Origin of the sequence: Janthinobacterium sp. UMAB-60 (assembly GCF_900095235.1) — a bacterium.
Classification (GTDB): Bacteria; Pseudomonadota; Gammaproteobacteria; order Burkholderiales; family Burkholderiaceae_D; genus Janthinobacterium.
In genome coordinates this window covers 83,317-106,945 of the sequence record NZ_LT607485.1, presented here as the reverse complement: position 1 = coordinate 106,945, position 23,629 = coordinate 83,317, and the positions used below count along the sequence as shown (strand labels likewise).

The window sequence follows — 23,629 nt, the reverse complement described above, 5'->3', positions numbered from 1 at the left end:
GGAACTACACTGTGTAGTGTAATTTAATCCTTGTGTTTTATTGAGCGGATCGCATATGCATCGCATCTTATTCTTGGGAGTCCTGATCATCATGAGTTCTTGCACCTTGCGCGCCGCGCCTGTCGCGCCCGCTTCTTCCTCAACCTTGTCGCCACAACGCCACGACGGCAAGTTCCGCAATCCCGTGCAGATGCACAAGCTGGGCACGGCGGCCACGCTCAAGCTGATGTGGACCTTTTTCTTTGACAAGCCCGACAGCACAGTGCCGGCCGCTGCCGTGCCCGTGCAAGCCTTGAGCCAGGCGCAATTGCTGGCCGCACCGGACAACAGCCTGTTTCGCCTCGGCCACTCGACCCTGCTGTTGAAACTCAACAACGAATTCTTCCTCACCGATCCCGTGTTTTCCGAGCGTGCCTCGCCCGTGCAATGGGCAGGGCCGAAGCGTTTCCACCAGCCGCCCATCAGCATCGCTGACTTACCGCCGATCAAGGCCGTCATCCTGTCGCATGACCATTATGACCACCTCGACCATGCCGCCGTGCTGCAACTGGCCGCCAAGACCGAACATTTTGTTGCGCCGCTGGGCGTGGGCGATACCCTGGTTGCCTGGGGTGTGCCGAAGGAGAAGGTGCAGCAATTCGACTGGTGGCAGGGCACGACGATAGCCGGCGTGAAACTCGTCGCCACGCCCTCGCAGCATTTCTCGGGACGCGGCTTGTTTGATGGCAATCAAACCCTGTGGGCGTCGTGGGTCATCGACGCGCCGGACGTGCGCGTGTTTTTCAGTGGCGACTCCGGCTATTTCGGCGGTTTCAAACAGATCGGCGACAAGTACGGGCCGTTCGACGTGACCATGATCGAGACGGGTGCCTACGACAAGCTGTGGCCGGACGTGCACATGCAGCCGGAGGAAACCCTGCAAGCCCACCTGGACTTGCGCGGCAAGTGGCTGATGCCCGTGCATAACGGCACCTTTGACCTGGGGCTGCATGCCTGGCATGAACCGTTCGACCGCATCACGGGGCTGGCGGCCAAGCAGGGCGTGCACCTGGCCACGCCGCAAATGGGCGAGACGGTGGATTTACGGCAGCCGAAGCAGGGCGAGAAGTGGTGGTTGGCGATGCTGGAAGAAGAGATGCTTCGGTAATTTAGGCCGTCACGTCGATCAGGCGGCCCAGGGTCTGGCCATAGCTGTTCAGCTGGGGCGTGCTGTGCGGCGTGGCGGGGAGCGCTTGCCGCGGCACGGCCACCTTGATCGCCTGGTCCAGCTGCGGCGCCTTCACGGTGGCAGGGGCATCGGCCTGCGCTTGCTGGCTGCTGCGCTGCGTCTGGCTCAGCGACTCCTGTTCCCGCGCCAGCGACTGGCGGCTTTGCGCCAGCTGTTCGCTGTCGCGCTGTACCTGGTTCTGGCCTTGCTCGACCCGGCGCTGCGCCGTGGCCAGCGAGGCTTGCAGATTGTTGACGGACGTTAGCGTGACCACATTGTTCACCTTTGAAAGTATGTCCAGGCGTGCGCAGAAGAGGAAGAATGCGGGCCGGGGGGCGAGACATGTCTGCAGGTAATCTTTACCTGAATCAAGAGTAGGACAAATTCTCGCACAGTTCCAGTTAATTATGTTTTCTTGATAATTTTTTGTGCGCTCCCTGTGTTGCCGCACTGGCATGCCGAAGCTGGCGACGCTATGGTCAAAGTGAGTGCACGCTTCCTTTACTTTCCCTTGCCAGTCTGCCACGGACGATGGCCCGCGGCGAAGATGGCAGGGCTGGTCACATTTAAAACATTGCTTTTTAAATAGTTAATATGTTGTTGTTTTTCTACCATGTCGACGCACGGTAATGCGCGGCCTGCGTGGCGCTCTGGGCTATAATTGACGGTCAGAGTTGGTTTTTTTTGCCATACAGACAGGTAGTTAACACATGAATCTCAAGAGCCTCGCAATTGCCCTCGGCATGTCGAAAACGACAGTCAGCAGGGCGTTGAACGGCTATCCGGAAGTCAATTCCCGCACCCGTGAAATCGTCCTGGCCGCCGCCAAGAAAGTCGGCTATCGGCCCAACCCGCTGGCGCGCAGCCTGGCCGTCGGCCGTACCAATGTACTGGGCATGATCTATCCCCTGCTGCCCAGCGACCTGGGCGACAGCGTCTTCCTTTCCGTGGTGAATGGCATGTCGGACGCCGTGGAAGCGTCGAAGATGAGTCTCATCATCGCCCCCGTGTCGCCGCAGAACGAACAGCCCTCGTATGAAAACATGGTGCGCGGGCGCCAGGTCGATGGCCTGGTGGTGGGCCGCACCAAGGTGGTCGACGAGCGCATCGCCTACCTGACGAAGGTGGGCTTTCCCTTTGTCGCGAATGGCCGCACGCGCATCGACGCGCCGTATGCGTATTTTGATTACGATAACGACACGGGCATCGACCTGGCCGTGTCCTTTCTGGCGGCGCACGGCCACCAGCGCATCGCCCTGCTGAGCGCGCCGCTGGACTTGCATTTCGCCTATGAGCGCAAGGAAAGCTTTATCCGCTGCATGGCGCAAGCGGGCTTGCCGCAGGAGCCCGCCTATCTGCTCGACAACACCTTCGATCGCCGCAGCGGCTACCAGGCCATGCAGCAATTGCTGGCTTGCTCGCCCCGTCCCACGGCCGTCATCGTCGACAACCACCTGTCCGGCGTGGGCGTGGTGCGCGCGCTGATGGATGCGGGCATCGAAATCGGCAAGGAAATCTCCGTCATCGTCTGGGGCAATGTGGAAGATACCTTGATCGGCATCAACGTCACTACCATCGACCAGCCCGACCTGCGCCGCGCCGGCGCCAAGATGGTGGAAATGCTGCAATCGCTGCTGGCCGGCACGCCACCGGAACGGCTGCAGGAAATCTGGCAACCGGTGCTGTTGCCGGGGGCCACCGTGGGGCGCTGTCCAGAATAAAAAAAGCAGAGCCGAGGCTCTGCGTTGTCTTTTATGCCGCGTACTTGCTTCCATCCGCGAGCACCGCCAGCAACCTCGCCTTGTCCTTGCGGTAAGTATCGACAGCCGCTTCCTTGACGTGGCCGAAGCCGCGGATTTTTTCGGGCAAGGATGCCAGTTCCACGCAGGTGCCGAGGTTGTCCGCCGTCAGGTTCGCCAGCAGGCCGGCCAGCAGTTCGCGGTACTCGACGATCAGCGCGCGCTCCATCTTGCGTTCAGCTGTGTAGCCGAAGACGTCGAAGGTGCCGCCGCGTAAGCCTTTTGCTTTGGCCAGCAGCTGGAAGGCGCGCCACATCCAGGAACCGAACTCCGCTTTCACTAGGTGCCCCTTTGCATCTTTCTTGGCGAACAGCGGCGGCGCGAGGTTGAATTTGACGGAGAAATTCCCCTCGAACTGCTGCTGCAACTGCTCCACGAAACGGCCATCCGTGTACAAACGCGCCACTTCATACTCGTCCTTGTAGGCCAGCAATTTGAAGTAGTTTTTCGCCACGGCCGTCGACAGCTTCTGGTCCAGTCCCAGGGTGTTTTCCCGGTCGCGCACCTGTTTGACCAGGGTCAAATAACCGTCCGCATACGCGGCATTTTGATACGCGGTGAGGAACTCCACTCTTTTCTTGATGACGCTATCGAGGCTTTGCGGCATTTGCACGAGGATCGCCTGCGACGGCGTGGCGATCTGCGTGACACGGCGCACATCGACGGCGGCACGGCGGCCCCACAAAAAGCTCTTCTTGTTCGACTCGATGCCCACGCCATTGAGTTCAATGGCGCGCAGCAGCGCCGCTTCCGTCAAGGGGATGCGGCCCTTTTGCCAGGCGTAACCGAGCATGAACAGATTGGCGGCAATCGAGTCGCCCATCAGCGCGGTAGCCAGTTTCGTGGCGTCGATGAAGTCGGCCGCGTCCGCGCCGCCCACGGATTCCTCGATCAGCTGGCGCACCTCGGCCGTCGGATATTGCCAATCGGCATTTTGCGCAAACGTGCCCGGCGGCTGCTCGTGCAGGTTGACGACGGCCAGGCTTCTACCAGGACGCATTTTCGACACGGCATCCTGCGCGCCGGCCGTCAGCATGTCGCAGCCTAAAATCAGGTCCGCTTCGCCCGTGGCGATGCGCTGCGCGCGGATGTGCGCGGGCGACTTGGCGATTTTCACGTGCGAAGTGACGGAACCGTTCTTTTGCGACATGCCCGTCATGTCCAGCACGGAGGCGCCCTTGCCTTCCAGGTGCGCCGCCATGCCCATCAGCGCGCCCACGGTGATGACGCCCGTGCCGCCGATGCCATTGATGAGGATGTTGTACGGCGCGTCGCAGGCGGGTAATACAGGTTCCGGCAGCGGGCCGAAGTTGTCCGTCTCGCCCGGCTTGCTCGCGCCCGTTTTTGTCTTCTTCAGGCTGCCGCCTTCGACGGTGACGAAGCTGGGGCAAAAGCCCTTGGCGCACGAGTAATCCTTGTTGCACGAGGATTGGTCGATGGTGCGCTTGCGGCCAAATTCCGTTTCCTTCGGCAGGATCGATACGCAGTTCGACTGCACGCCGCAGTCGCCGCAGCCTTCGCAGACGGCGTCGTTGATGACCATGCGTTTGGCCACGTCAGGATACTCGCCTTTTTTTCTTCTCCGGCGTTTCTCTGCCGCACAGGTCTGGTCGTAGATCAGCACGGACACGCCTTGCACTTCGCGCAGTTCGCGCTGCACGGCATCCATGTCCTTGCGGTCGTGCAAGGTCACGTGGGCGGGCAGGTTGCTGCGGTCGCTGTAGCGTGATAAATCTTCCGTGACCAGCGCGATGCGGGCGATGCCTTCGGCGGCCACTTGCTGCGCCATCATCGGCACGGTGATGAGGCCGTCCACGGGCTGGCCGCCCGTCATGGCGACGGCGTCGTTGTACAGGATTTTGTAGGTGATGTTGACCTTGGCCGCCTGCGCGGCGCGGATGGCCAGATAGCCGGAATGGAAATACGTGCCGTCACCGAGGTTCTGGAACACGTGCGGCAGTTCCGAGAAGGCGGCCTGGCCGATCCACGGCGCGCCTTCGCCGCCCATGTGCGTGGTCAGCTTGTTCATTTCCGGGTAAATCGAGGTGGCCATCACGTGGCAGCCGATGCCGGCCAGCGCCAGGCTGCCGTCCGGCACCTTGGTCGAGGTGTTGTGCGGGCAGCCGGAGCAGTAGAACGCGGGACGGAACGGCGTGTTCACGGCCTTTTTCAATACCGCATCCTTGGCGTCGAGGAAACTGAGTCGAGCCTTGATCAGGTCGCAGGTGACGGGGTCGGAAATCAGGCGCGCGATGCGGCTGGCGATGACCCGTGCCACTTGCGAGACGGAAAAATCGGCCTTCGAGGTGAGCAGCCATTCGCCGCGCGGCGCCACCCATTCGCCCTTCTCGTCGAACTTGCCGATCACGCGGGGGCGCACGTCGTCGCGCCAGTTGTACAGCTGCTCTTTTAATTGGTATTCGACGATTTGCCGCTTCTCTTCGACCACGAGGATTTCATCGAGGCCTTGCGCGAATTCGCGCACGCTGTCCGGTTCCAGCGGCCACGGCATGGCCACCTTGAACAGCCGCATGCCGACATCGGCTGCCATCTGCTCGTCGATGCCCAGCTCTTCCAGCGCTTCGAGCACGTCCAGGTAGGACTTGCCGGACGCGATGATGCCCAGCTTGGCGTTCGGGCTGTCGATGGTGGTGTGGTTGAGCTTGTTTTCGCGCGCGTAAGCCAGCGCCGCATAGATCTTGTAGTCCTGCATCAGCGCTTCCTGGTTGCGCGCCTGCTGGCCCAGCGGGATGCTCGACAGGCGCGCGTTCAGGCCGCCTTCGGGCATGATGAAATCTTGCGGAATCTTGACTTCCACGCGGAACGGGTCGGCATCGATGGAGGCCGACGATTCGACCGTGTCGGCCAGGGCCTTGAAGGCCACCGTGCAGCCGGAAAAGCGCGACATGGCCCAGCCGTGGATGCCCAGGTCCAGGTATTCCTGCACATTGCACGGATACAGGACGGGGATCATCGAGGCGGAGAACAAATGGTCGGACTGGTGCGGCAGGGTCGACGAGTATGCGCCATGGTCATCGCCGGCCACCAGCAGCACGCCGCCCAGTTTCGATGTTCCCGCATGGTTCATGTGCTTGAAGACATCGCCGCAGCGGTCCACGCCCGGGCCCTTGCCGTACCACATGGCGAACACGCCGTCGTACTTGGCCGGGCCGATCAGGTCCACCTGCTGCGAACCCCAGACGGCCGTGGCAGCCAGGTCTTCGTTGACGCCGGGCACGAACTGCACGTGGTGCGCTTCCAGCTGCTTCTTGGCTTTCCACAGGTTTTCGTCGAGGCCGCCCAGGGGCGAGCCGCGGTAGCCGGAGATGAAACCGGCCGTGTTCAGTCCGGCGGCCTGGTCGCGCAGGCGCTGCATCATCGGCAGGCGCACGAGGGCCTGGATGCCGGACAGGAAGATGGCGCCGGAAGTGGCCGTGTATTTGTCGTCGAGGCTGACGCTGGTCAAACGGGAAGTGTCGGGGGGCGTAGATGGCGCGGCACCGGCGTTTCTAACGAACGCTGCGGAGCCGTTTTCCGTGGTCACGGACATGGCTGTCTCCAAAAGGGTGTTTCAGATAGCGGCTGTACAAGGGGCGCACCCGGTAAGGCGCGCGCTGTGCAGACGGGATGGCCGCGTGTGGGCGGCACATAACTATTTTAAATTTAAAATAGTTAATGTGGTCAGTGTAGAGCGACCGAGGGGAAGGGGCAAATACGCTTTGACGATGGGGGTATAAGAAATACTTATGCCATAGGCGAGAGCACGTGCGCCCCCACCCAGCGTCCGCTGCCGCACAGCTCTGCAGCCACTTGCAGCACGAGGTTTTTCACGGCGTTGCCCGCGTTCGTCAGGGGAATGTTCTTCGACGCACACAGGGCCACGGTGCGCGACAGCACGGGGCTGTGGATGGCATAGCTGCGCATGGCGCCGCTGTCCAGTTCGGCCAGCAGGGGGGCGGCCGGCAGGATGGTGGCGCCCATGCCGGCCAGGATGGCCGATTTCAGGATGGCGATCGAGTTGATCTCGATCACGTTCGCCGTCTCCAGGCCCAGTTCGCGGGCGCGGCTGTCGATGCGCGGCCGCACGCCATGCTGCAAGCCCGGCAGGATCAGGGTGGCGCTCAACGCTTGCGGGAACGACACGGCATGGCCGGCGGGCGCGAACGGCGAATCGCTGCGGCAAATGAAACGCATCTCTTCTTCCACCAGCGGGCAGCAGGAAAACGGCGTCAGCTGGCCATCGTCGAACAATACGGCCAGGTTGATGCGGCCCGATCTGAGCTGTTCATTGAGGTTGCCCGTGATTTCTTCCGTCAGCTGCAGGGTGATTTCGGGGTAGCGTTCGCGCGCGGCCAGCAGCAGGGGCAGGGCCAGCGCGCCGGAGATACTGTGCGGCAAGCCCAGGGTGACATTGCCGGACGGGCGCGTGGCGCTTTGCGTGACGGCCGAGCGGGCGTCGGCCACCTGTTTCAGGATCGCTTGCGCGTGTTCGTAAAATACCTTGCCCGCGTCTGTGCTGAGCACGCCCTGGGCCGAGCGGTGCAGCAGCTGCACCCCCAGTTCTTCTTCCAGCTGGCGCAGCTGCTGCGTCAGGGCCGGCTGCGCCACATGCAGCACCAGGGCCGCGCGCGACAGCGAGCCGTGGTCAACGATGGCAACAAAGTAACGTAATTGGCGCAGTTCCATGGGTCCCAAGAGCGGTGCGTTGCGGGTGCGGTGATCGGAAAAAACAGGATGTTGCGCCGCAGCGCCGAACGCGGCCAGCAGAATAACAATTTTGTTATACTCATTCTAGCGCCTTCGGTGCTCCAGACGCGTACTTGTGGGATGACAGCATGCTCAAGAAAGTTGATTCGTCTCAATTAAAAGTGGGCATGTATGTCCACGACCTCAGCTGCGACTGGATGACCCATCCGTTCGTGCGCAACCGTTTCCTGTTGCGCAGCGATGATGAAATCCGCAAGATCGTGCAAGCCGGCATCCACGACGTGGTGATCGACAGCGGCAAGGGCCTCGATGTGCAGGATGCGCCCACCGTGGCCCAGGCGCGGGCCGAGACGGAACGCGAACTGGTGCAGATCGCTGCGGCGGCGCCGCAGGTGGTCACGCGCGTGTCGCTGAGCATGGAACTGGCGCGCGCCACGCAGGTGCGGCGGCAGGCATCGAGCCTGGTGCGCACGGTGATGGCCGATGTACGCCTGGGCAAGGCCGTCGAGATCGACCGCGTGCAGCACACGGTGCAAGATATTACCGAATCGATTCTGCGCAATCCCGGCGCCCTTGTCGGCTTGTTGCGCATCAAGAACAAGGACGACTACACCTTCCTGCACTCCGTCAGCGTATGCGCGTTGCTGGTGGCGTTTTGCCGCTCGCGGGGCATCGATGGCGCCACCACGCACCAGGCGGGTCTGGGCGGCTTGCTGCACGACACAGGCAAGGCGCTGGTGCCCGATAGCGTGCTGAACAAACCCGGCCCCCTGACGCCGGAAGAATTTGCCCTGATCAAGCGCCATCCGCGCGATGGCTACGATATCCTGTGCCGCTCGCCCGAGCTGGGCGCCATTCCCCTCGACATCGCCTTGCACCACCATGAGCGGCGCGACGGCAGCGGCTACCCGGACAAGCTGGTCGGCGACGCCATCAGCGAGCTGGCGCAGATGGCCGCCATCGTCGACGTGTATGACGCGCTGACGTCGGACCGCAGCTACCACAAGGGCATCGCCGCCGCCGAAGCCTTGCGCAAGATTTATGAGTGGAGCAAATTCCATTTCAACCCCGTGTTTGCACAGGATTTCATGCGCTGCGTGGGCATCTATCCGGTGGGCACCATGGTGATGCTGGAATCGGGCCGCCTGGCCGTCGTCATCGAGGCGCACGAAAGCAACCTGCTGGCGCCGAAGGTGAATGTGTTTTTCAGTACGAAGAGCAATGCCTACATCAAGCCCGAGACAGTCGACCTGTCGCGCGGCTTCGGCTTCGGCGGCGGCGACAAGATCGTCGGCCATGAGTCGGCTGCCAAGTGGCAGGTCGATCCCATGCGCTTTTTATCGCTGGCGGATGCCTAGAAGAACTCTGCCGTATCGTTCGAGGCGATAGTCGTTAACAGGCCCTTGGCGACCAGTTCATCGTAGTGGCAAGCCAGGTTGCGGCCATGGCTTTTCGCGTAATACAGCGCCTGGTCGGCGCGCCCGAGGATGATGACGGGCGCCTCATAGGCGTTGATGCTGACGAAGCCCACGCTGACGGTGACTCTGCCCACTTGCGGGAAGTCGTGCGCTTCGACATTGGTGCGGAAGCGGTCGATGATTTTCTGCGCATTGTCCAGGGTGATCGAGCGCAGCAGCACGACGAATTCCTCGCCGCCGAAGCGGAAGATGCGGTCTTGCGAGCGGAACGACGATTGCAGCTGGTTGGCGATCAGGATCAGCACTTCATCGCCATACAGGTGGCCAAATTTATCGTTGACCAGTTTGAAATGATCGACGTCGATCACGGCCAGCCATTGCCGTTCCGTGTCCGTATGGTGGCGCCGTTCTTCATCGATGGGACGCGGCTTCTCCGCTTCCGGTTCGCCGCGGCTTTGCAGGATTTTCGCCAGCTGGTCGTCGAAGGTCTTGCGATTCAACAAGCCGGTGAGCGAATCGCGTTCGCTGTAGTCGAGCAGGTTCTGGAAATTGCGGTACACGCTGACGATGCCGCCAATCACCTGGATGGTGGCGCCCGTGTAGGGCGTGGGGTTGGTGATTTCCAGGCAAGTGGTGACCTGGTCGCCGATCCAGATGGGCAGCCACAGCAGGTGGCGGCCGTCGGCGCACAGGGTATCGGCGCTCGCTTCATGGCGCGCGATGCAGGTGGCCAGCGCCGGATAGTCGGACAGCGGTTCGCCTGGCAGGGTAGGGTCGTTATGCTCTTCCATGCGGGCCACGCTGCCTGCCACGATGATGGCCCGCGACCGCACGAACACCTGGCCACGCACGCTGGTCAGGGCCAGCACACGGGTCTGCGACGCGGCAGCGAGCTCCTGCACCGCCGAGATCACGGAGATGTCGAGCATCGTGTGGTCGCGGTGCCCGGTCATGTCCACCATGTGTTTCAGTAGGGAATCCATTGTCGATCTCTGGAAAGTAGTCACACAAGTGTCGTCATAGCAGCATTGCATCAAGCAAGAGCATGTTCGCGTCCGTCTACAAGAAGCCAAGATTTATTTGGTGGCATGACGCTCTTTACCGCAGGGCGAGAGGCCTTTCCAAAGAAGAGCTAAGCAGGATAATGTCTTTTTGCCTAATAGGCAATTAACGTATGCAATATTTCATGTAAATACATGAGATTCATGCATGGCGTTGCAAAAAACTTGCCTTGACGCAGACTTTCAATCCTGATCGCAACATTTGTTTGCGTCAGCCGTCATTTCAACAAGGTTTGATAATTTCCATATGGAAACTTGTGGCGCGTCAATTTGCCAAACCGTGGACGCTTTATAGTCAATGCAATGGCGCAGAAATTTACGGCAGGAAACATATTAGCAGGAATGGGCAATGTTTCACACCCGATTGCGCCAGGGACTTGTGATTCACTTTTGGGAGCTTGTCATGCATACCTTCCTGTCGGCAGTACAGCAGTTTGTCCAAGATGAGGACGGGATTACGGCAATCGAATACGGCTTGATTGCGGCCTTGATGGCGACCGCCATCACGGCCGGTTTCTTGCTGATCAAGACCAACCTGCTGAACGTCCTCACCGAAATTTCGTCGAACCTGGTGTTGACGCCCTAAGCGGGTGCCCGCCGCTGGCCGGCCGGTGGCGGGTTTTTTTTCAGGAGGTATGCCATGCCTGCAACTGCCTTGTGCGACCTGCTGTTGTTGTGTTTTGTGACGGGGGCCGCCGTCAGTGATTTGATCCGCCGCAAGATACCGAATGGTTTGGTACTGTCCGGCATCCTCGCCGCGCTGGCCTTGCACCTGTGGCTGTGGCCGCACAGCGTGCCGTCGTTGTGGCTGGGCGGCATGGCGACGGGTTTCTTCCTGTTTCTTCCTTTATATGTGCTGCGCGGCATGGCCGCCGGCGACGTCAAGCTGATCGCCATGGTGGGCGCCTTTGCCGGCCCGTGGCCCGTGCTGCAGATCTGTTTCGCCACCTTTGTGCTGGGCGGCCTGATGGCCGTGCTGATGATCACGTACCAGGGCAAGTGGCGCGCCTGCCTGGGCAATCTGCGCCAGCTGCTGTGGCCGATGATCGCGCGCATGGCCGGCATTCCGCTGGCGCCCGCCGCATTAGGCAGCGGCACCAGCGTGGGCAACATGCCGTACGGACTGGCCATTGCCCTGGGTTGCCTGGTGGTGCAAGGGCGGCATTATTTCTGATTGTTATTCATTGCTCTGAATCAATGGGCGCCAGTCCCCGCTGGCTAGAATGAATTCTGTTCAATGCAGTCTTAACCGGCTTGGAGACACAGGATGAGCGAGGTCGACTATTCCATGAGCACCGAGAGTGCGCCGCGCCCCGCCGACGCGAACCTGATGCCGCCCTTGCCGCCGCAGCCGAAGAGCTTGCGCGAAACGGGCCTGGAGCGGCCGCTCGTGGTTGAACTGATCGCCAAGCTGATGTTTGTGAGCGGCAAGACGCACCTGTCCGCCATGACGACGCGCTTGCGCCTGTCGATCAATGTCTTGCGCGAAGTGCTCGATTTCATGGTGGCCGAGCAGATGGCCGAAGTGGCCTGGCGCGGCGAATCCGAGATTGACGTGCAGTACCAGCTGACGGGCGCCGGCAAGCAGCGCGCCAGCGCCTTCCTTGAGCGCTGCGCGTATATCGGCGCCGCCCCCGTCACCCTGGAAGCGTACCGCGCCATGGTGGCGCGCCAGTCGTGGCTGGCACAGGAACAGCGCGTCGGCAGCGATGACCTGGCCGCCGTGCTGGGTAGCGCCCATGCGGGGCCGGGCATGCTCGACGTGGTCGGCGCGGCCCTGCATTCGGGGCGCTCGCTGCTGCTGTACGGTCCGCCCGGCAGCGGCAAGTCGACCCTGGCGCTGCAACTGGGCCAATTGCTGCACGGTCTCGTCGCCGTGCCCTACGCCATCGTCGTCGGCCAGGACATCATTCAATTGTACGATCCGGCGCAGCACCTGCCGCCCGCGCCGCAGCATGTCAGCCATGCGCGCCAGGCGCTCGAGCGGCGCAGCACCGATATTCGCTGGGTGTTGTGCCAGCGTCCCGTGATTCACGTGGGCGCCGAGCTCGACGCGGGCATGCTGGAGCTGCGCCATGACGCCAGCGGCGGCTGCTACCAGGCGCCGCCCCATGTGCGGGCGAATAACGGCATGCTGATCATCGACGACCTGGGTTGCCAGCGCCTGGGCGCGCAAGAACTGCTGACGCGGCTGATGCAGCCGCTGGCACGGGGCAGCGACCAGCTGGGCCTGCCCGGCGGCGTGCAGATCAGCGTGCCGTTCGACAATGCCCTGGTGCTGGCCACGAACGTGCCGCCGGGCGAACTGTTCGATCCTGCCTTGCTGCGCCGCATCGGCTACAAGGTGCAGGTGGGGCCGCTGGCCGAGAGCGCCTATCGCGCCCTGTTCCGCCAGCAATGCCGTCTGGCCGGCATGGCCATCGACGAGCTGGTCCTGAATCACCTGCTGCAGCTGCATGGCGCGCAGGGACGGCCCTTGCTGGCCAGCTATCCTGGTGAATTGCTGGCGCGCATAGGCGACTTTGCGGGCTTTGCCGGTTGCGAAGCGCGCCTGACGGTGGCCGCCCTGGAACAGGCCTGGAGCAGCCTGTTTGCCAGCTGCGACATGCCGGCCGCCAGCCTGTGCGAGCGTATCGCATGAAAAACCGGCGCGCCCTCCTGATGATGGGTCTGGCTGTGGTGCTGGGCCTGCTGGCCGTGTTGCTGGCCTCGCACTGGCTGCTGCGCCAGACGCCGGCCGGCAAGGGCAAGATCGTCGTCGCCGCCAGCGATGTCAACCTGGGCCAGCGCCTGACGCCCGAGATGCTGCGCCTGGCCGAATGGCCTGCGGAAAGCTTGCCGCAAGGCGCGCTGCAAGACCCGGCGCCACTGGCGGGACGGGTGCTGAAAACCAGCGTGCTGCGCGGCGAACCGCTGAGCGAAGCCAAGCTGGCACCGGTGGGCACCCTGGGCGGCCTGTCGGCCCTGATCACGGAAGGGCGGCGCGCCATCACCGTGCGCGTCAACGACGTGATCGGCGTGGCCGGCTTCGCCTTGCCGGGCAACTATGTCGACATCATCGTGAGCACCCAGCAGGATGCGGGCGACCGCGCGTTTCCGCAAAGCCGCAACATTTCCAAGATCGTGCTCGAACGCATCCTGGTGCTGGCCGTGGCGCAGGAGGTGGGGCGTGACGAGACCAAGCCGCGCGTGGTCAATGCGGTGACCCTGGAAGTGACGCCGGAACAGGCTGAAAACCTGGACCTGGCGCGCAGCGTGGGCAGCCTGTCGCTGGTGCTGCGCAACCAGGTCGACCCGCAGCCGGGTGTGACGGCGGGCGCCACCAAGCTGACCCTGCTGGGTGGGCCGCACGAAGCCGAGCCCGCTCCTGCCGCTGCCCCCGTGCTGGCCGTGCCACCACGCCCGGTGCGCGTGGCGAAGGCGCCGGCGGAGCCACAGCGCCAGTGCAGCGGCGTCATCGACGGGACGCGCCAGTCACGCGAATGTTTTTAGCCAACCATGGACACGCTCATGAACCGCGCCCTGCTGACACTGTGCTGCCTGTTGTTGCCGCTTGCCGGCGCGGCGGCCGATCCTGGCCCGCGCTGCGGCGGCAAAGCGGCTACCCCCGGCAACTTGCAGCTGCAGGTGGGCAAGTCGAGCATGCTGCGTCTGCCTGAAGCGGTACAACAGCGCAGCGTCGGCAATCCGGCCGTGCTGCAAGCCATGCTGGTGGCGCCCGACACTTTATATGTGGTCGGCGTCGATGTGGGCAGCACCAACATGATCATCCAGGGCAAGAGCGGCGTGTGCAGCGTGGTGAATGTCAGCGTCAGCATGGACCCGGCCGGCTTGCAAGCGACCCTGGCGGCCCTGATGCCGGAAGAAAAAGCCATCCGTGTGACAGCCGTGGCCGATACCCTGGTGCTGTCGGGCACGGTGCAGGATGCGGGTGCCGTGCTGCGCGCCGTCGAGCTGGCGCACGCGTATGTGCGCCGCGCTACGCATCCGCTGGCGTTGCCCAAGCCCGCCGATGGCGCCGCCTTGCCTGTCGCCGCAGCGGCGCCCGGTGGCGGCACGGGCGGCGCGAGCAGCCGCATCATCAATATGCTCGACGTCAGTGCGCCGCAGCAGGTGATGCTGGCCGTGCAGATCGCCGAAGTGTCGAAGTCGCTGCTGGAACGGCTGGAAGTGGGCGCCACCCTGCGCTTCGCCTCCGGCAGCTGGGCCACCACCTTGCTGTCGAATTTCCTCAGCGGCACGGCCAATGGCTTGCTCGACGTGCGCAAGTCGAATGGCCAGCAGCTGACCATCGAGGCGCAGAAACAGGATGGCCTGGTGCGCATCCTGGCCGAGCCGACGGTGATGGCGATCAGCGGGCAGGAAGGCAGTTTTTTGGCTGGCGGCAAGATCTTCATTCCCGTCGGCCAGGACAACAACAAGATTACGCTGGAAGAGCGCGAATATGGCGTCGGCTTGCGTTTTACGCCCACTGTGCTGTCGGGCGGGCGCATCAACCTGAAGGTGGCGCCGGAAGTGTCGGAACTGTCGCGCGAGGGGGTGGGCATTTCCGCCGCCGGCGTCAGCGGGCGCTCGATTTTGCCCGTCATCACCACGCGGCGCGCCTCGACCACGGTGCAGCTGTACGACGGCCAGAGCTACGCCATCGGCGGCTTGATCAAGAACAACCAGGTGAGCAACATCACGGGCGTGCCCTGGCTCAGCGAAGTGCCCATCCTCGGCGCGCTGTTTCGCAGCACGGATTTCCAGCATGACCGCACGGAATTGCTGTTCGTCATTACCGCGCACCTGGTCAAGCCCTTGCCGGCGGAGGCCGTGCTGCCGACGGCGCAGCTGGCGCCCCCTTCGCGCACGGACTTGATGTTGGGCGGCAAGATGGAAGGGGCGCTGGCGCCGCCGTCCGTGCCGCCGCCCGTGCCGCCACTGCGCGCGGCCAACGGTTTTGAGCTGAAATGAGACGGGGAGACATGCCATGCCGAACTCGCTTTTGATGTCGCTGCGGCGCCTGGCGGCACTGCTGCTGGTACTGCAGCTGGCCGCCTGCGCGCACGGCAGCACGCCGCAGCTGGACGGGCGCTTTGGCGACGCCGTGCGCCTGGCCATGGCGCAGCAGGTGCGCGATCCGGCCAGCGCCGGCAATCGCACCCCGGCCGATGGCCTCGATGGCCCCAGCGCGCACGCCGTCATGCAGCGCTACCGCGCCTCGTTTGCCGAACCGAACGGCCAGGCGTCGCAGCCGGTGCAATTCATGCTGGGAGGCGGCAATGGCAAATAGACGCCAGCGCGGGGCGATGCTGATCGCTTTTTCCATCCTGCTCATCGTGGTGCTGGGCTTTATCGGCCTGGCGCTCGACGTGGGGCAAGTCATCGGCCGCAAGACGGAACTGCAGAACCTGGCCGACAACGCGGCGCTGGCCGCGGCGGCGGAACTGGCGGGCACGCCTGAAGGCTTGCTCGCTGCCGTGGACAAAGCCAAGCACAGTGCGGCCGACAAGAGCGCCTGGCGGCGCCGCATGCAGGGCGCCGTCCTGTCGGACGCCAGCATCCGTTTCGCGGCAGCGCCCGACGCGTCCGCCAGCGAGTGGCATGTGGCGGGCGCCGTGCCCGATGCCGCCAGGGCGCTGTTCGTGCGCATCGATACGCAGGCCAACGAACCGGCGCTGGGGCGGGTGGCGACGGCGTTCCTGGGCGCCTGGTCGCCGGCCCTGCGCACGCTCGACACGGGTGCGCGCGCCGTCGCCGGGCGTACCGGCCTGAACCTGACGCCGCTGGCCATTTGCGCGCTGTCGTCCAGCGCGGCCAGTCCGCGCACGAATGCGGCGCTGCTGCCGGCCGTCGAACTGCTCGAATATGGCTTTCGCCGCGGCGTGGCGTATAACTTGTTGAAGCTCAATCCGCAGGGCGCCACGGCCGAGCATTTCGTGCTCAATCCGCTGGGCCAGCCGGGGACGGTGGGCGCGTCGGCGCAGGTCAGCGATGCCGCCATCCTGCCCTTCGTCTGCTCGGGCAGCGTGCTGTTCCCGCGCATCGGCAGCGCGCAAGTGCACGTGCACCGGCCCTTTCCCGCGGCGCTGTGGCCAGCTTTCAATGCGCGCTTCAACCAGCATGCGGGCAGCGGCTGCCATGCCGTCACGGCGCCGCCCGACGCGAGCATCCGCCCCTTTCCGAACGCGGCCGCGAACTGGTGGATGACGAATACGCCCGACGCTCCCAGCGCGCTGAGCACCGGCAACCCGCTGCTGTCCGTGGCCGACCCGGAATCGAACGCGACGCCGCCCGCCGTCGGCAGCTACGGGCCGCTGTGGTCGTTCGCCCGGGCGGCGAAGTACAGCAGCGTCAAGCCGGCCGGCGGCTATCTGCCGTTTGCCACCAGCGACTGGCCCAAGCTGTATCCGGCTAGCCCGGCCGCGCCGGCCGCCAAGTCCGTCTACCCCGCCAGCAGCACTCCCTACCTGACGCTGGGTTTCCAGACTGCGCCGAGCGGCAACACGGGCGTGGCGCAGCGGCGCCTGTTGCATATCGCCTTATTGGCCTGTCCTGTGCCGGCCGGCAGCGACGTGCTGGCCCAGGTGCGCGGCATCGGCCGCTTCTTCATGACGGCGCCGGCCAGCAATGGCGTGCTGAGCGCTGAATTTGCCGGCATCGTGCCGGAGCAGGCGCTGGGCAGTCCCGTGGAGCTGCTGCAATGAGGCCGCCTTGCCGCACGCCACGTCGCCAGGACGGCGTGGCCGCCATCGAGTTGGCGCTGATCATGGTGTTCTTCATGGGACTGCTGCCCGTCGTGCTGCTGTTCGGCCGCGCGCTGCTGGTGTACACGGCCCTGCAAAAAAGTACGCACGATGCGGCGCGCTACCTGGCCACCATGCCGCTGTCGCAGATGGCCAAGGGCGACACGGCGAACCAGGGTGCCGTGTTTGTCCGGCAGATGGTGGTCGATGCGATGGCGGAAAGCTGGCCGGCCATGCAGCCATACCTGATCAGCGTGGAATGCGTGTATGCCGACGATTCCTACAGCTGCGGCAGCTACGCGACGGCGCCGCTGCAGGTGCGCATCAAGGTGACCGTTGACATGCCCGTCACCTTCCTGCCCGACCTGGCGCGCGCGTGGCTGCCGCAGCTGGCGCCGATCCCGTTGCGTGCGAATGCGACATTGCGCTATGTTAATTAACCTGCGCCGGCACCTCCAGCGGCAGCGCCAGGGCGGCGTTTTTGCCGTCGAGTTCGCCATGCTGGCATTGCTGTTCTTCCTGTTCCTGTTCGCCATGCTGGAAGTGGCGCGCGCCGTGTATCTGTGGAACATGGTGCACGAGATCACCCGGCGCGCCGCGCGCGGCGCGGCCGTCACCGATTTCACCAATGCCGGCGCGCTGCAGGCCGTGCGGACGCAAGCCGTGTTGCGCGCCGCACCGGGCGCGCTGCCGCTCGGCGGCGGCATCAGCGACGCGTATGTGCGCATCGATTATCTGTCGCTGTCCGACAGCGGCGCGGCGCTGGCGGCGCTGCCGGTCAGCGTGATGCCAGGCTGTCCGCAGCGCAACCGCATCAATTGCATCGACAACCCGCATGGCGCCAGCTGCATCCGCTTCGTGCGCGCGCGCCTGTGCGTGCCCGGTGATGGCGCGCGCTGCGAAAGCGTGCCGTACCGGCCCGTCCTGCCCCTGCTTGGGATGATGTTTCCCTCCGGTGCAAGGGCCGTGCGTTTGCCCAGCGGGAGCACCATGGCGGTGGCCGAGTCGCTGGGCTATCCGGGCAATCCGAATTCCTGTCCCTGAGCGCCGCGTGGCGGTGCAGCCGACTGTGTAGACCTGAAAGAAGCGAGGAAGTGCGATGAAAGCCTTGATGATTAGCCGCGACGCCAGCTTGCACGAAGAAATCGCCGCGCAAGGCGCGGCCCGCATGCCGGTGCTGCGTCTGCTGGAGCGGCGCAGCGGCCTGCGCGACGCCGTCGAACGCATGCTGCCCGAAGCGCCCGAGCTGGTGATCGTCGACGCCAGCGGCCTTGACGCCGAGGAGGCGGACTTGCTGGAGCGGCTGGCGCGCCAGTATCCGCTGGCCGTGCTGATGCTGCTCACGCGTGGCCAGCAACAGGATGTGCTGATCCGCGCCATGCGCGCCGGCATGCGCGAAGTGCTGCAGCTGCCGCTGGTGCACAAGGCCTTTCACGAGGCGATGGACCGGGTCGACATCCAGGCCGGCGTGACGCAGATGCGCGACGGCAAAGTGCTCGCCTTCATCTCTTGCAAGGGTGGCAGCGGCGCCACCTTCCTGTCGACGAATTTTTCCTACGCGCTGGCCAGCCTGGCCGGCTGCAAGGTGCTGCTGATCGACCTGCACGGCCAGTTCGGCGACGCCACGTTGTACGTGTCGGACCAGAAGCCGGCCATGACCCTGTCCGACATCTGCGCCCAGATCGCGCGCATGGATGGCGCCTTTCTCGCCTCGTGCCTGGTGCACGTGACGCCGAACTTCGGCGTGCTGGCGGCGGCCGACGACCCCGCGCACAAGGTCGACATGCAGCCCGAGCACATGGACCGCATCCTGGCCGTGGCGCGCCAGCACTACGACTACATCGTGCTCGACGTGGGGCGCCAGATCGATGCGCTGTCGCTGCGCGCGCTCGACAACGCCGACGCCATCTATCCGGTGCTGCAACTGGCCCTGCCCGACATCCGCGACGGCCGGCGCCTGCTCGACATCTTTCGCTCGCTCGGCTATCCGGGCGAGCGCCTGCGCCTGATCGTCAACCGCTATGAAAAGGGCGGGCGCCTGCGCCTGGCGGACCTGGAGCAGGCGCTGGGCGCGGAAGTGGTGCACACGGTGCCCAACGATTACATCGCCGCCACCGATTCCGTCAACCAGGGCATTCCGCTGCTGCAGCTATCGCGTACCAGCGCCGTGGCGCGCAGCCTGGCCGAGCTGGTGGAGCTGGTGACGGCGCGCCGCGTGACGGAAAGCCGCGGCCTGTTCGACCGCCTGTTCAGCCGCAGCGAGGCTTGACGGGGCGGCAGCTGAATTGTGTCAAGGCTCCCGCCGGGAGCCATCATGGGAGCCGAGATGACTTTACGCGAACGCCTGGCGGCGAATGAAACGGTGCGCCCCGCCACGAATGGACAAGGCGCGCTGGCGCTGCACGCCTACCAGGAACTGAAAAAGACCATGCACCAGACGATACTCGACCGTATCGACCTGGAGCGGTTAAAGCGCCTGACGGCGGAGCAGTTCAAGCACGAGTTGGCGCTGCTGGTGCAGCGCGTGATCGAGGAAGAGCGCATCGTGCTGAACCAGCACGAGCGGCATAGCCTGGTGCTCGATATCCAGCACGAGATGCTGGGCTTTGGCCCGCTCGAACCCTTGCTGGCCGACGCCAGCGTGTCCGACATCCTCGTCAATACCTGCGACAAGGTGTATGTCGAGCGGGGTGGGCGGCTGCAGCTGACGGACGTGACGTTCCACGACAATGCGCACCTGATGAAGATCATCGAAAAGATCGTCTCGCGCGTGGGACGGCGCGTCGATGAATCGAGCCCGATGGTCGACGCGCGCCTGCCGGACGGATCGCGCGTGAATGCCATCATTCCGCCGCTGGCCGTCGATGGCCCGATATTGTCGATCCGGCGCTTCGCCGTGCAGCCTTTGAGCATCGCCAACCTGCTCGACTACAAGAGCCTGACGCCGCCCATGGTGCAGGTTCTGCAGGCGCTGGGCCAGGCCAAGGTCAACATCCTGATCTCGGGCGGCACGGGCAGCGGCAAGACGACCCTGCTCAACGTGCTGTCCGGCTTCATTCCCGGCAGCGAACGCATCGTCACCATCGAGGATGCGGCCGAACTGGCGCTGCGCCAGCCGCACGTGGTGCGCCTGGAAACGCGCCCGCCGAACATCGAGGGCAAGGGCGAAGTGAGCCAGCGCGCGCTGGTGCGCAATGCGCTGCGCATGCGCCCCGACCGCATCATCCTGGGCGAGGTGCGCGGCGCCGAGGCGCTCGACATGCTGCAGGCGATGAACACGGGCCATGAAGGTTCGCTGGCGACCATCCACTCGAACACGGCGCGCGACGCGCTGGCGCGGCTGGAAAACATGGTCGGCATGGCCAGCGTGAACCTGACGCCACGCGCCACGCGCCAGCAGATCTGTTCGGCCGTGACGGTGGTGATGCAGGTGTCGCGCCTGACGGATGGCGCGCGCAAGCTGGTCAGCCTGCAGGAGGTGACGGGCATGGAAGGCGACATCATCGCCATGCATGAAATCTTCCGCTTCGAGCAGACGGGCGTCGATGCCGAGGGCAAGGTGCAGGGCCACTTCTGCGCCACGGGCGTGCGGCCCCGCTTCACGGAGCGCTTGCGCATGTTTGGCGCGCCCGTGCCTGATAGCGTGTTCGACCCCGACCGCATTTACGAGTAAGGGAGAGGGATCATGGACCTGGTGTTCTACGGCTTTGCCGTGCTGCTGTTTGCCGCCTGCATCCTGATGGTGGAAGGTGCCTGGCTGTGGTGGTCGGGCACGCACGGCAGCGCGGCGCGGCGCATCAACCGGCGCTTGCGGCTGATGGCGGCGCGCGGCGAGGCGGGCGGCGAGCGGGTCTCCATCCTCAAGCAGCGCCGCTATGCGCGTGCGCCCGGGCTGGAGCGCTTGCTGCGGCGCGCGCCGCGGGCGGCGCAGCTGGACCACCTGCTGTTGCAATCGGGCCTGTCCTGGTCGGTGGCGCAATTCCTCGGCGTCACGGGTGCCCTGTTGCTGGCGGCCTTGCTGCTGCTGGCGGCCTGGTCCATGCCTTTTCCCGGTGCCTTGCTGCTGCTGGCCAGCGCCATGAGCGGACCGTGCCTGTTCGTGCTGCGCGCGCGCGCGGCGCGGCTGAAAAAGATCGAGGCGCAACTGCCGGAAGCGGCCGATTTCCTGGCCCGCGCGCTGCGCGCCGGGCACTCGTTTTCGAATGTGCTGCAGATGGTGGGCGATGAACTCAATGAACCGATCAGCGGCGAATTCAAAATGGCGCACGAGGAAATCAATTACGGCGTGCCGATGAACGAGGCGCTGCAAAACCTGGCCGCGCGCATTCCGCTGACGGACTTGCGCTACCTCGTCATCGCCGTGCTGGTGCAGCGCGAATCGGGGGGGAACTTGGCCGAAGTGCTGGTCAGCATCGCGCGCATCATCCGCGCCCGTTTGAAACTGCTGGGGCAGGTGCGCGTGCTGTCGGCCGAGGGGCGCATGTCGGCCTGGGTGCTGGGACTGATGCCGGTGGTGATGATCGGCGTCATGGCGCTGGTCAACCCGCAATACATCCGCCTGCTGTGGACCGATCCCAGCGGCATCAAATTGCTGTGGTACGCGGCCGGCATGGTGGCCTTGGGTGTCGTCTGGATGCGCAATGTGATCCGCATCCGTATCTAACGTGGAGAAAACGCCATGACTGGCCCGCAACTGCTGTTCCTGTTGATCGTCTTTGCCGTGGTGGTGGCACTGGCCCTGCTGGCGTGGCTGATCTTCTTTCCCGGCACCTTGCGCCAGCGCCTGTTCGGCGCCACGGCGCCTGCGACCAGCGATGCGGTGGCCGACTCTGGCTGGGTGGAGCGCGTGGCGCGCGTGGCGCAGCCGTTCAGCAAGCTGTCGCTGCCGGAAGAGGGCTGGGAGCGCTCGCCGCTGCGCACGCGCTTCATGAATGCGGGCTGGCGGCAAGCGAGCGCGCCCGCCCTGTACTTCGCGGCGAAAACCGTGCTGGCCCTGCTGTTTCCCACCGTGCTGGGGCTGTACGCGGCCAGCGCCATGGCGGCACAGCTGCGCAGCGTGCTGCTGTTGCTGCTGTGCGTCAGCGCCACCATCGGCTATTACCTGCCGAACCTGGTGCTGGCCAGCACGGCCAAGCGGCGCCAGCGCGACATCTTTGAAAATATCCCCGATGCGCTCGACTTGCTGACCGTGTGCGTGGAAGCGGGCCTGAGCCTGGAGCGCGCGCTGGTCAAGGTATCGGGTGAGATCCACATCAAAAGCGTGGTGCTGGCGCAGGAATTGCAACTGGTGCTGATGGAAATGCGCGCCGGCTTTTCCAAGGAAAAGGCGCTGCGCAACCTGGCCCTGCGCAGCGGCGTGGAAGATGTCGACACCCTGGTCGCCATGCTGATTCAATCGGAACGTTTCGGCACCAGCATGGGCGATTCATTGCGCGTGCATTCGGAAAACCTGCGCGGCAAGCGCAGCCTGCTGGCCGAGGAGGCGGCGGCGAAGATCGCGTTAAAACTGCTGTTCCCGCTGATCTTTTGCGTCTTTCCCACCCTGATGCTGGTGCTCATGGGGCCGGCCGTGATCGAAGTCTATCGCGTGCTCGTGCCGGCCATGGCCAGCCGCTGAAAGGAGTCACCATGCGCTTGACGCTCTCCCGCCTGGCCGCCGCCTGTGCCTGCCTTGGACTGGCCGCCTGTACCACGCAACTGGCCCAGGCACCGGTGCCGGCGTGGCCTGACGCCGATGCCGCCTATGTCGCGGGGCGCCAGCATTTCGAGCGGGGCGACCTGCCCGCCGCGCAGGCGGCCTATGAACAGGCGCTGCGCCATGCGCCGCGCCACGTGAATGCGCGCAACGGCCTGGCCGTGCTGCATGCGCAGCGGGGCGAGCACGCCGCCGCCATCGCCCAGTGGCAGGCACTGACGCAGGAAACGGGTATGGCGCTGCCGCAGCAGGCCTATCTGTTCAGCAATCTGGGCCATGCCTATTATCTGAGCGGGCGCGACGCGCAAGCGTTGACTGCGCTGGAACAGGCGTGCCTGCTCGATCCGTTCAATGCGCTGGCCTGGCAGCATCTGGCGCAGGTGCTGGAGCGCCTGGGACAGCACGAGCGCGCCGCCCTCATGCGGCGCCAGGCGCTGAGCCTGCAGGAACATGACTTGCGGCGCGACCTGGCGGTCTTGCGCGGCGAGGCGGCGCCGAAGGTTGTGCCCGTGCCCGCGCCGCTGCCGGAGGCGCCCGCCATGGCGCGCGTGGAGATCACGCAGAGCGATGGCATGGCCCAGCTGCAGCGTGTGCCAGCGACGGCGACGGCGCGCAGCGTACCCGCCGCAGTGCCCGAGCGGCCCATGCCGGCGGCGGTCGCGCCGCGCCCGCGCCTGGAAATTGTGAATGGCAACGGCGTGCCGGGCATGGCCGCCGCGCTGGCGCGCAGCCTGGCCGTCGCTCCCGTGCAAGTGGTGCGCCTGGCCAATGAAACCAGCTTCCAGGTGGCGCGCACGCGCGTCGAATACCGGCCCGCGCAAGAGCAGGCGGCGCGTCAGCTAGCCCGCCAGCTTGGGACGCAGGTGCAGACCCAGGCCGCCGACTGCCCGGCCAGCGAGCTGCGCCTGGTACTGGGGCGCGACCTGAGCGATCCGGCCATGCTGCACCGCTATTATCTGCAGCAGTTGCAACTGGCGCGCCAGGCACTGGCGCGGCTCGGTTAAAACGCCGCTG

Annotated in this window: 21 protein-coding genes; 17 read left to right on the top strand and 4 right to left on the bottom strand. The window is 64.7% G+C overall.

Annotation, left to right across the window (positions count from 1 at the left end):
* Positions 1-91 precede the first annotated feature (91 nt).
* Positions 92-1,147 (top strand): MBL fold metallo-hydrolase, encoded by a 1,056-nt coding sequence (locus tag K0F86_RS08470; RefSeq protein WP_219133996.1) that lies wholly within the window; start codon positions 92-94, stop codon positions 1,145-1,147.
* Position 1,148: 1 nt separating this feature from the next.
* On the opposite strand, the gene K0F86_RS08465 is transcribed toward K0F86_RS08470, so the two are convergent.
* Complete coding sequence (locus K0F86_RS08465; protein ID WP_219133995.1) at positions 1,149-1,481, bottom strand: hypothetical protein; 333 nt, start codon at positions 1,479-1,481, stop codon at positions 1,149-1,151.
* A gap of 436 nt (positions 1,482-1,917) precedes the next feature.
* Here K0F86_RS08465 and K0F86_RS08460 point away from each other — a divergent pair, with 436 nt between their 5' ends.
* Positions 1,918-2,928, top strand: a complete 1,011-nt coding sequence (locus tag K0F86_RS08460) for a substrate-binding domain-containing protein (RefSeq protein WP_219133994.1) — start codon at positions 1,918-1,920, stop codon at positions 2,926-2,928.
* Between the two features lie 31 nt (positions 2,929-2,959).
* Here K0F86_RS08460 and K0F86_RS08455 read toward each other — a convergent pair whose 3' ends face one another.
* Positions 2,960-6,556, bottom strand: a complete 3,597-nt coding sequence (locus tag K0F86_RS08455) for an indolepyruvate ferredoxin oxidoreductase family protein (protein WP_219133993.1) — start codon at positions 6,554-6,556, stop codon at positions 2,960-2,962.
* A 194-nt stretch (positions 6,557-6,750) separates the two neighbouring features.
* Positions 6,751-7,692, bottom strand: a complete 942-nt coding sequence (locus K0F86_RS08450) for a LysR substrate-binding domain-containing protein (protein WP_219133992.1) — start codon at positions 7,690-7,692, stop codon at positions 6,751-6,753.
* 149 nt (positions 7,693-7,841) lie between these two features.
* Here K0F86_RS08450 and K0F86_RS08445 point away from each other — a divergent pair, with 149 nt between their 5' ends.
* Positions 7,842-9,071: an HD-GYP domain-containing protein gene (locus tag K0F86_RS08445; RefSeq protein WP_219133991.1), complete on the top strand. Its 1,230-nt coding sequence runs from the start codon at positions 7,842-7,844 to the stop codon at positions 9,069-9,071.
* Here K0F86_RS08445 and K0F86_RS08440 read toward each other — a convergent pair.
* Positions 9,068-10,114: a GGDEF domain-containing protein gene (locus K0F86_RS08440; RefSeq protein WP_219133990.1), complete on the bottom strand. Its 1,047-nt coding sequence runs from the start codon at positions 10,112-10,114 to the stop codon at positions 9,068-9,070. The genes K0F86_RS08445 and K0F86_RS08440 overlap by 4 nt on opposite strands.
* A gap of 481 nt (positions 10,115-10,595) precedes the next feature.
* Here K0F86_RS08440 and K0F86_RS08435 point away from each other — a divergent pair, with 481 nt between their 5' ends.
* The 14 genes from K0F86_RS08435 to K0F86_RS08370 all read left to right on the top strand — a co-directional run bounded on the left by K0F86_RS08435 (position 10,596) and on the right by K0F86_RS08370 (position 23,619).
* Positions 10,596-10,778, top strand: coding sequence for a Flp family type IVb pilin (locus K0F86_RS08435; RefSeq protein WP_100876789.1), 183 nt, complete (start codon positions 10,596-10,598; stop codon positions 10,776-10,778).
* Between the two features lie 54 nt (positions 10,779-10,832).
* On the top strand, positions 10,833-11,366 hold the full coding sequence (locus K0F86_RS08430; protein WP_219133989.1) for a prepilin peptidase: 534 nt from the start codon (positions 10,833-10,835) through the stop codon (positions 11,364-11,366).
* 93 nt (positions 11,367-11,459) lie between these two features.
* Positions 11,460-12,833 carry an ATP-binding protein gene (locus tag K0F86_RS08425; RefSeq protein WP_219133988.1) on the top strand — a complete coding sequence of 458 codons (1,374 nt, stop codon included), beginning with the start codon at positions 11,460-11,462 and terminating at the stop codon, positions 12,831-12,833.
* On the top strand, positions 12,830-13,684 hold the full coding sequence (gene cpaB, locus K0F86_RS08420) for a Flp pilus assembly protein CpaB (RefSeq protein ID WP_219133987.1): 855 nt from the start codon (positions 12,830-12,832) through the stop codon (positions 13,682-13,684). The genes K0F86_RS08425 and cpaB overlap by 4 nt, the downstream gene beginning before the upstream one ends.
* Positions 13,685-13,702: 18 nt before the next feature.
* Positions 13,703-15,148, top strand: a complete 1,446-nt coding sequence (locus K0F86_RS08415; protein ID WP_219133986.1) for a type II and III secretion system protein family protein — start codon at positions 13,703-13,705, stop codon at positions 15,146-15,148.
* Positions 15,149-15,164: 16 nt separating this feature from the next.
* Positions 15,165-15,467, top strand: coding sequence for a hypothetical protein (locus tag K0F86_RS08410; RefSeq protein WP_219133985.1), 303 nt, complete (start codon positions 15,165-15,167; stop codon positions 15,465-15,467).
* Entirely contained in the window at positions 15,457-16,881 is a 1,425-nt protein-coding gene (locus tag K0F86_RS08405; RefSeq protein WP_219133984.1) for a pilus assembly protein TadG-related protein, read from the top strand. Before K0F86_RS08410 ends, K0F86_RS08405 begins: the two co-directional genes overlap by 11 nt.
* The gene (locus K0F86_RS08400; RefSeq protein WP_219133983.1) at positions 16,878-17,360 is read left to right on the top strand and encodes a TadE/TadG family type IV pilus assembly protein; all 483 of its coding nucleotides are present in this window, start codon (positions 16,878-16,880) and stop codon (positions 17,358-17,360) included. The genes K0F86_RS08405 and K0F86_RS08400 overlap by 4 nt, the downstream gene beginning before the upstream one ends.
* Entirely contained in the window at positions 17,350-17,964 is a 615-nt protein-coding gene (locus K0F86_RS08395) for a TadE/TadG family type IV pilus assembly protein (protein ID WP_219133982.1), read from the top strand. The genes K0F86_RS08400 and K0F86_RS08395 overlap by 11 nt, the downstream gene beginning before the upstream one ends.
* A 55-nt stretch (positions 17,965-18,019) precedes the next feature.
* Positions 18,020-19,189: an AAA family ATPase gene (locus K0F86_RS08390; RefSeq protein ID WP_099761020.1), complete on the top strand. Its 1,170-nt coding sequence runs from the start codon at positions 18,020-18,022 to the stop codon at positions 19,187-19,189.
* A gap of 57 nt (positions 19,190-19,246) precedes the next feature.
* Positions 19,247-20,593, top strand: coding sequence for a CpaF family protein (locus K0F86_RS08385; RefSeq protein ID WP_219133981.1), 1,347 nt, complete (start codon positions 19,247-19,249; stop codon positions 20,591-20,593).
* 12 nt (positions 20,594-20,605) lie between these two features.
* Complete coding sequence (locus K0F86_RS08380) at positions 20,606-21,583, top strand: type II secretion system F family protein (protein WP_219133980.1); 978 nt, start codon at positions 20,606-20,608, stop codon at positions 21,581-21,583.
* Between the two features lie 15 nt (positions 21,584-21,598).
* Positions 21,599-22,537, top strand: coding sequence for a type II secretion system F family protein (locus tag K0F86_RS08375; protein ID WP_219133979.1), 939 nt, complete (start codon positions 21,599-21,601; stop codon positions 22,535-22,537).
* Between the two features lie 11 nt (positions 22,538-22,548).
* Positions 22,549-23,619, top strand: coding sequence for a tetratricopeptide repeat protein (locus tag K0F86_RS08370; protein ID WP_219133978.1), 1,071 nt, complete (start codon positions 22,549-22,551; stop codon positions 23,617-23,619).
* Positions 23,620-23,629: the final 10 nt, after the last annotated feature.

Excerpts from the sequence above, each read along its gene's own strand:
- K0F86_RS08470 (WP_219133996.1), top strand. The coding sequence starts at position 92 with ATGAGTTCTTGCACCTTGCGCGCCGCGCCTGTCGCGCCCGCTTCTTCC.
- K0F86_RS08460 (WP_219133994.1), top strand. The coding sequence starts at position 1,918 with ATGAATCTCAAGAGCCTCGCAATTGCCCTCGGCATGTCGAAAACGACA.
- K0F86_RS08455 (WP_219133993.1), bottom strand. The coding sequence starts at position 6,556 with ATGTCCGTGACCACGGAAAACGGCTCCGCAGCGTTCGTTAGAAACGCC.
- K0F86_RS08450 (WP_219133992.1), bottom strand. The coding sequence starts at position 7,692 with ATGGAACTGCGCCAATTACGTTACTTTGTTGCCATCGTTGACCACGGC.
- K0F86_RS08445 (WP_219133991.1), top strand. The coding sequence starts at position 7,842 with ATGCTCAAGAAAGTTGATTCGTCTCAATTAAAAGTGGGCATGTATGTC.
- K0F86_RS08440 (WP_219133990.1), bottom strand. The coding sequence starts at position 10,114 with ATGGATTCCCTACTGAAACACATGGTGGACATGACCGGGCACCGCGAC.
- K0F86_RS08435 (WP_100876789.1), top strand. The coding sequence starts at position 10,596 with ATGCATACCTTCCTGTCGGCAGTACAGCAGTTTGTCCAAGATGAGGAC.
- K0F86_RS08430 (WP_219133989.1), top strand. The coding sequence starts at position 10,833 with ATGCCTGCAACTGCCTTGTGCGACCTGCTGTTGTTGTGTTTTGTGACG.
- K0F86_RS08425 (WP_219133988.1), top strand. The coding sequence starts at position 11,460 with ATGAGCGAGGTCGACTATTCCATGAGCACCGAGAGTGCGCCGCGCCCC.
- cpaB (WP_219133987.1), top strand. The coding sequence starts at position 12,830 with ATGAAAAACCGGCGCGCCCTCCTGATGATGGGTCTGGCTGTGGTGCTG.
- K0F86_RS08415 (WP_219133986.1), top strand. The coding sequence starts at position 13,703 with ATGAACCGCGCCCTGCTGACACTGTGCTGCCTGTTGTTGCCGCTTGCC.
- K0F86_RS08410 (WP_219133985.1), top strand. The coding sequence starts at position 15,165 with ATGCCGAACTCGCTTTTGATGTCGCTGCGGCGCCTGGCGGCACTGCTG.
- K0F86_RS08405 (WP_219133984.1), top strand. The coding sequence starts at position 15,457 with ATGGCAAATAGACGCCAGCGCGGGGCGATGCTGATCGCTTTTTCCATC.
- K0F86_RS08400 (WP_219133983.1), top strand. The coding sequence starts at position 16,878 with ATGAGGCCGCCTTGCCGCACGCCACGTCGCCAGGACGGCGTGGCCGCC.
- K0F86_RS08395 (WP_219133982.1), top strand. The coding sequence starts at position 17,350 with ATGTTAATTAACCTGCGCCGGCACCTCCAGCGGCAGCGCCAGGGCGGC.
- K0F86_RS08390 (WP_099761020.1), top strand. The coding sequence starts at position 18,020 with ATGAAAGCCTTGATGATTAGCCGCGACGCCAGCTTGCACGAAGAAATC.
- K0F86_RS08385 (WP_219133981.1), top strand. The coding sequence starts at position 19,247 with ATGACTTTACGCGAACGCCTGGCGGCGAATGAAACGGTGCGCCCCGCC.
- K0F86_RS08380 (WP_219133980.1), top strand. The coding sequence starts at position 20,606 with ATGGACCTGGTGTTCTACGGCTTTGCCGTGCTGCTGTTTGCCGCCTGC.
- K0F86_RS08375 (WP_219133979.1), top strand. The coding sequence starts at position 21,599 with ATGACTGGCCCGCAACTGCTGTTCCTGTTGATCGTCTTTGCCGTGGTG.
- K0F86_RS08370 (WP_219133978.1), top strand. The coding sequence starts at position 22,549 with ATGCGCTTGACGCTCTCCCGCCTGGCCGCCGCCTGTGCCTGCCTTGGA.